The sequence below is a fragment of the Dietzia sp. DQ11-44 genome, from assembly GCF_014145205.1.
GTDB lineage: Bacteria > Actinomycetota > Actinomycetes > Mycobacteriales > Mycobacteriaceae > Dietzia > Dietzia natronolimnaea.
Genome location: NZ_JAALEC010000570.1, coordinates 1 through 1,566, shown reverse-complemented (window position 1 = coordinate 1,566; position 1,566 = coordinate 1). Strand labels below are relative to the sequence as shown.

Below are 1,566 nucleotides of genomic sequence, written 5' to 3'. Positions count from 1 at the left end.
GGCGGGCCTGCGGGTCGCGGTCGCCCTAGCCGCGCTGGTGGCCACCGGGTCGTGGGTCGTCCAGGCCTCGCCCGAGTACGCCGCGGCCGCGGGCGCGAACCAACGGGCGGGCAGGATGGTCGACAGTCACGATCTGCGGGCCTTCGACTGGCTCTCCGAGCAGCCACAGGCGTATTCGGGCCTGATCTACACCAACCCGGACGAGGGGTCGGGGTGGATGTACGCCACCAACGGGCTGCCCTCGACCGCACGCCACTACCTGCAGTCGGGCTCCACCGCACCGCTCACCACCCACTTGTTCTTCAGCATGGACCGGGCCGGGACCGACCCGAGGGTCGACGCCGCTCTCGACGAACTCGGCGTGACCTACGTGTACGTCAGCCCGCCCAATTACTGGGGATTCCAGAAGCCCAACGACCACCTGCTCCGGCTCGACCAGACCCCGGGCCTGGTCAAGGTCTACTCGGACTCCCAGGTGCGGATCTTCGCGGTCCGTGCCGCCTTCACCGAGGCCGAGCTCGCCCGGATCCTGGCCGACTCGCCGTTCCCGCCCGATGGACGTACGCCGCTGACCCGCGCCACCGCGCTGTACGGACGGGAGTGAGCGGGCCGGCCCGGGCCGGGTCGTATCCTTGGAGCTGTTGTCCGACAGGGCGCCGCGGCGGGTTCGCCGCACATCGGGAGGGGATCTGAATGAGGGCACTCGTGACGGGTGGGGCCGGGTTCATCGGGTCGACCCTGGTGGACCGCTTGCTGTCCGAGGGACACGAGGTGACGGTCGTCGACGACCTGTCACGGGGTCGGCTGGAGAACCTCACGAGCGCCCGCGAGGCCGGTTCGCGGTTCACCTTCCGGCAGGTGGACCTGACCGACCCCGCGATCGGGGACCTGGTGGCGGACCTCGCCCCGGAGGTCGTGTTCCACCTGGCCGCGCAGATCGACGTCCGCCTGTCGGTGGAGGACCCGGTGCATGACGCCGAGGTCAACGTGGTGGGCACCGTCCGGCTGGCCGACGCCGCCCGACGGGCCGGGGTGCGGCGGATCGTCTTCACCTCCTCGGGGGGATCGATCTACGGACCCGTCACCGACCTGCCGGTGGCCGAGTCTCGGCCGGTGGACCCGATGAGCCCCTACGCGGCGGGCAAGGTCGCGGGCGAGGTCTACCTGGAGATGTTCGCCAAGCTGTACGGCATCGAGTGGGCGGGCGTGGCGCCGGCCAACGTGTACGGGCCGCGTCAGGACCCGCACGGCGAGGCCGGGGTGGTGGCGATCTTCGCCCAGCGACTACTGGCCGGGGAGCAGACCCGGGTCTTCGGGGACGGGGGCAACACCCGGGACTACGTGTTCGTCGACGACGTGGTGGACGCCTTCGTTCGCGCCGCGACCGTTCCGGCCGCCGCCGGACTGCGCTTCAACGTGGGCACCGGAATCGAGACCAGCGACCGCGAACTGCACACCCTGGTGGCCGCGGCGGCGGGATCGGGGGACGACCCCGAGTACGCACCCGCGCGTCTGGGGGACGTCGCACGCTCGGCGCTGGACGCCGGCCGCGCCGCCGATGTGCTG

Annotated in this window: 2 protein-coding genes; both read left to right on the top strand. The window is 71.6% G+C overall.

From position 1 onward, the window contains the following. A partial coding sequence (locus G6018_RS13555) for a DUF6541 family protein (protein WP_347237867.1) occupies window positions 1-604 on the top strand: 604 nt, incomplete at its 5' end. 89 nt (window positions 605-693) lie between these two features. Next, on the top strand, window positions 694-1,566 hold an 873-nt coding region (locus G6018_RS13550; protein ID WP_182639889.1), incomplete at its 3' end, for an SDR family NAD(P)-dependent oxidoreductase.